The organism is Streptomyces sioyaensis (assembly GCF_004122735.1).
Taxonomy (GTDB): domain Bacteria; phylum Actinomycetota; class Actinomycetes; order Streptomycetales; family Streptomycetaceae; genus Streptomyces; species Streptomyces sioyaensis.
Genome location: NZ_SDIF01000223.1, coordinates 1 through 5,349 on the forward strand (window position 1 = coordinate 1; position 5,349 = coordinate 5,349).

Here is a 5,349-nt window from a genome sequence, read left to right on the forward strand (position 1 = left end):
GCCGAGGCCCCCGCCCCCGCCGCTGCCCCCGCGGGCGGCGCCGAGGGCACGGACGTCGTCCTCCCCGCGCTCGGCGAGAGCGTCACCGAGGGCACCGTCACCCGCTGGCTGAAGGAGGTCGGCGAGGAGGTCTCGGCCGACGAGCCGCTGCTGGAGGTCTCCACCGACAAGGTCGACACCGAGATCCCCGCCCCGGCCTCCGGCACCCTGCTGGAGATCGTCGTCGGTGAGGACGAGACCGCCGAGGTCGGCGCCAAGCTCGCCGTGATCGGTGTCGCCGGTGCTGCCCCGGCCGCCGCGCCGGCTCCGGCCGCCCCGGCCCCCGCCGCCGCTCCGGAGCCCACCCCGGCCCCGGCCCCGGCTCCGGCCGCTGCTGCCCCGGCGCCCGCCGCTCCGGCTCCGGCCCCCGCGCCGGCTCCGGCCGCTGCCCCGGCTCCGGCTCCGGCTGCCGCCCCCGTCACCCCGGCCCCGGCCGCCGGGGAGGGCGCGTACGTCACCCCGCTGGTGCGCAAGCTCGCCGCGGAGAACGGCGTCGACCTCGCCACGGTCAAGGGCACCGGTGTCGGTGGCCGCATCCGCAAGCAGGACGTCATCGCCGCCGCGGAGGCCGCCAAGGCCGCCGCGCCCGCTGCCGCCGCCGCTCCGGCCGCGTCGAAGGCCCCGGCCATCGAGGCGTCCCCGCTGCGCGGTCAGACCGTCAAGATGCCGCGGATGCGCAAGGTCATCGGCGACAACATGATGAAGGCGCTGCACAGCCAGGCGCAGCTGACCTCCGTGGTCGAGGTGGACATCACCGCGATCATGCGGATGCGCAACAAGGCCAAGGACGCGTTCGCGCAGCGTGAGGGCGTCAAGCTCTCCCCGATGCCGTTCTTCGTCAAGGCCGCGGTCCAGGCGCTGAAGGCCCACCCGGTCGTCAACGCCCGGATCAACGAGGACGAGGGCACCATCACCTACTTCGACACCGAGAACGTCGGTATCGCGGTGGACGCGGAGAAGGGCCTGATGACCCCGGTCATCAAGGACGCCGGTGACCTCAACATCGCCGGTATCGCCCGCAAGACGGCGGACCTGGCGGGCAAGGTCCGCGCGAACAAGATCACGCCGGACGAGCTGTCCGGTGCGACCTTCACCATCAGCAACACCGGTTCGCGCGGCGCCCTGTTCGACACCGTCATCGTGCCCCCGAACCAGGTCGGCATCCTGGGCATCGGTGCCACCGTCAAGCGCCCGGTGGTCATCAACCACCCGGACCTCGGCGAGACCATCGCGGTGCGCGACATGACCTACCTCGCGCTCTCCTACGACCACCGTCTGGTGGACGGCGCCGACGCCGCCCGCTACCTGACCACGGTCAAGCAGATCCTGGAGGCCGCCGAGTTCGAGACCGAGATCGGTCTCTGAGCCCGGTAGTCAACCGGCAGGTGTGCAAGGGGCCGGCCCCGGTTCGTACAGCGTCTCGTACGAACCGGGGCCGGCCCCTTTGCGCGGTCGCGTCCCGGATAATGGCCCCCTTACCACCCCCCGCTCTGAAGGAGCCACTTCATGACCCCACCGGTCGTCCATTCGCTGCGCGAGCAGATCCGCGAGCACATCCTGGAGGGGATCGTCAGCGGCCGCTGGCAGCCGGGCGAGCGGATCGTCGAGCGGCGGATCGCGGTGGAGCTGGAGGTCAGCCAGACGCCCGTACGGGAGGCGCTGCGCGAGCTGGAGTCGCTCCAGCTGATCGAGTCGGCGCCGAACAAGGGCGTCCGGGTGCGGAATCTGACCGCGGACGACCTCAAGGAGAGCTACCCGGTGCGGGCCGGGCTGGAGCAGGTGGCCGCCGAGCTGGCCGCCGGCCGGCTGGCCGAGGACACCGCGGCGCTGGAGCGGGAGGTGGCGGCGCTGCGCGAGGCGGACCGGGCCGGTGACGGGGAGGCACAGGTACGGCACACGGTCGCCTTCCACCGGGAGATCGTGCGGGCGGCCGGGAACTCCGTGCTGCTGCACACCTGGGAGTCACTGGGCATCGAGGTCTGGACGACGCTGTCGATCCGCTGGTTCAGCCCGGAGCCGCGCGCGCACGCCCAGGACCACCAGGAGATCGTGGACGCCTTCCGGCGGCGCGACCCGAAGATCGGCGCCGTGCTCAAGGCACACGTGCTGAGCTGCGCACCTCGGGTCTGAGCGACGTCCGGGAGGGGTCGACCGACGCCTCCCGGACGGGGCGGCCGGCCCCCTCCCGGACGGGGCGAACCGCCCCCCTTTCGGCTGGCACGCGGTGCCCAAAAATGCGGCACCCCGTGCCGACCTGCGGTTTTTCGCATGCGGAGCGTTGATCGATCATCGATCAGAGGCGTATCGTCCTCCCCAGGGCGCGACAACCCTGCCTGCCGAACTCGTAGGGGGTGTCGTCGAGGGCCCGCCGTCCTGCCCTGTGGACGCGGGCCCGGCCACGACGACACCCCGAGCTTCCCTCCCGTCCGGAAAGGGGCCACCCATGCCCGAACCCGTGCGCCTGCCGTACAGCCAGCTCGACCAGCTCCCGGACCGTGATCCCGAGGAGACGGCCGAATGGCGTGAGTCGCTCGACGCCGTCACCGAGGCAGCGGGTCCGCATCGCGCCGCCTATCTGATGCGCCGTGCCCTGGAGCACACCGCGCGCACCGAAGGCACCGCCCTGCCGTCGCTGCTGGAGACGGAGTACGTCAACACCATCCCGACCTCCGCCGAGCCCGACTTCCCGGGCGACGAGGCGCTGGAGGCCCGGATCACCGCCTGGAACCGCTGGAACGCCGCCGCGATGGTGACCCGCGGCTCCGCGCTGGGCCTGGGCGGCCACATCGCCACCTTCGCCTCCGCCGCCTGGCTCTACGAGACCGGCTTCCAGCACTTCTTCCGCGGCAAGGAGGGCGACGGCAGCGGCGACCAGCTCTACATCCAGGGTCACGCCTCCCCCGGCGTCTACGCCCGCGCCTTCCTCGAAGGCCGGCTCACCGAGGACCACCTCGACCACTTCCGCCAGGAGGCCGGCGGCGAGGGCCTGCCGTCCTACCCGCACCCGCGGCGGCTGCCGTGGCTGTGGGAGTTCCCCACCGTCTCCATGGGCCTGGGCCCGCTCTCCGCCATCTACCAGGCGCGCTTCAACCGCTACCTGGAGCACCGCGGCATCAAGGACACCAGCAACTCCCACGTCTGGGCGTTCCTGGGCGACGGCGAGATGGACGAGCCCGAGTCGACCGCCGCACTGGCGCTGGCCGGCCGCGAGGGCCTGGACAACCTGACCTTCGTCATCAACTGCAACCTGCAGCGCCTCGACGGCCCGGTACGCCCCAACTTCAAGATCGTGCAGGAGCTGGAGGCCCAGTTCCGCGCGGCCGGCTGGAACGTTGTCAAGTCGCTGTGGGGCCGCGCCTGGGACGAGGTCTTCGCCCTCGACACCGACGGCGCCCTGATCCGGCGCCTGGGCGAGACCCCCGACGCGCAGTTCCAGACGTACGCCACCCGCGACGCCGCCTACCTGCGCGAGCACTTCTTCGGCGCCAACGAGTCCCTGAAGGCCCTCGCCAGCCGGCTGACCGACGCCACGCTGCTGGAGCTGTTCCAGACCTCCCGGGCCGGCCACGAGCCGCGCAAGGTGTACGCCGCCTACAAGGCCGCCGTCGAGCACAAGGGCGCGCCGACCGTCGTCCTGGCGCAGACCGTCAAGGGTTACACCCTCGGCGCGGGCTTCGAGTCCCGTAACGCCAACCACCAGATGAAGAAGCTGACCATGGCGGAGTTCCGCACCATGCGGGACGTGCTGGAACTCCCCATCCCGGACAGCGCGCTGGAGGGCGACCTGGTGCCGTACTGGCGCCCGGCCGAGGACTCCCCCGAGATGGTCTACCTGCGCGAGCGGCGCGCCGCCCTCGACGGCCCGGCGCCCGCCCGCAAGGTCGTCGACAAGCCGCTGCCGATGCCCGCCGACAAGGCCTTCGACGCGCTGAAGAAGGGTTCCGGCAGCCAGGAGATCGCCACCACCATGGCGTTCGTCCGGCTGATCAAGGACCTGATGCGGGACAAGGAGACCGGCAAGCGCTGGGTGCCGATCGTCCCCGACGAGGCCCGCACCTTCGGCATGGAGTCGCTCTTCCCGACCGCCGGCCTCTACTCCCCCAGGGGCGCGACGTACGACCCGGTCGACCGCGACCAGCTCCTCTGGTACAAGGAAGCCAAGGACGGCCAGATCCTCAACGAGGGCATCACCGAGGCCGGTTCGCTCGCCGACTTCACCGCCGCCGCGACGTCCTACGCGACGCACGGCGAGCCGATGATCCCCTTCTACATCTTCTACTCGATGTTCGGCTGGCAGCGCACCGCCGACCAGTTCTGGGCGCTGGCCGACCAGTTGGGCCGCGGCTTCGTCATCGGCGCCACCGCCGGCCGTACGACGATGACCGGCGAGGGCCTCCAGCACGCCGACGGCCACTCGCACCTCATCGCCTCCACCAACCCGGCGGCGCTCTCCTACGACCCGGCCTTCGCCTACGAGGTCGCGGTCATCGTCAAGGAGGGTCTGCGCCGTATGTACGGCCCGGACGCCGAGGACGTCTTCTACTACCTCACGGTCTACAACGAGACCAAGGTCCAGCCGGCCATGCCGCAGGGCGTCGAAGAGGGCATCCTCAAGGGCCTGTACCGCTTCAACGAGGGCACCCGGGCCGAGGCCGACAGCCCGCAGCTCCAGCTGCTGGCGTCCGGCACCGCCATCCACTGGGCCCTGGAGGCACAGCGGCTGCTGGCCGACGACTGGGGCGTGGCGGCCGACGTGTGGTCGGCGCCGTCCTGGACGGAGCTGCGCCGGGACGCCCTGGAGTGCGACGCCGCCCGGCTGGAGGGCGAGGACCGGATCCCGTACGTCACCCGTGCGCTGGCCGGTGCGCCCGGCCCGGTCGTCGCGGTCAGCGACTGGATGCGGGCCGTTCCGGACCAGATCGCGCCGTGGGTCGAGCAGGACTGGACCTCCATCGGCACCGACGGCTTCGGCCTGTCCGACACCCGCGAGGCGGCCCGCCGGCACTTCGGCGTCGACCCGCAGTCGGTGGTCGTCCAGGCGCTGGCCGCCCTCGCCCGCCGCGGCGAGGTCAAGCCGGAGGCCGTCAAGGAAGCCCGGAAGCGCTACGGGCTGTGACCCATGGGCGGACCCGGCACCGGGTCCGCCCGCCCTCCGGGGCACCCCCGAACTCCCGTGTGGAGGCCACCTACCCGCGCCCGGGGCCTTCGCACGGGAACTCGCTCCGCCCGGCCGGTCACGCCCTGATCGCGGCCGGGCGGGCCTTTCCTATTCCCCGCCGCCCGCTCTTTTCCTGCCGCCCGCCCCTTTTC

Annotated in this window: 3 protein-coding genes; all 3 read left to right on the forward strand. The window is 72.2% G+C overall.

What is annotated here, in order from left to right:
• Window positions 1–1,404, forward strand: a 1,404-nt coding sequence (gene sucB / locus EST54_RS33085; RefSeq protein ID WP_129251376.1) for a 2-oxoglutarate dehydrogenase, E2 component, dihydrolipoamide succinyltransferase, incomplete at its 5' end; no start/stop codon positions are given.
• 141 nt (window positions 1,405–1,545) lie between these two features.
• Window positions 1,546–2,169: a GntR family transcriptional regulator gene (locus EST54_RS33090; RefSeq protein ID WP_129251377.1), complete on the forward strand. Its 624-nt coding sequence runs from the start codon at window positions 1,546–1,548 to the stop codon at window positions 2,167–2,169.
• Between the two features lie 313 nt (window positions 2,170–2,482).
• Entirely contained in the window at window positions 2,483–5,155 is a 2,673-nt protein-coding gene (aceE, locus tag EST54_RS33095) for a pyruvate dehydrogenase (acetyl-transferring), homodimeric type (protein WP_129251378.1), read from the forward strand.
• Window positions 5,156–5,349 lie beyond the last annotated feature (194 nt).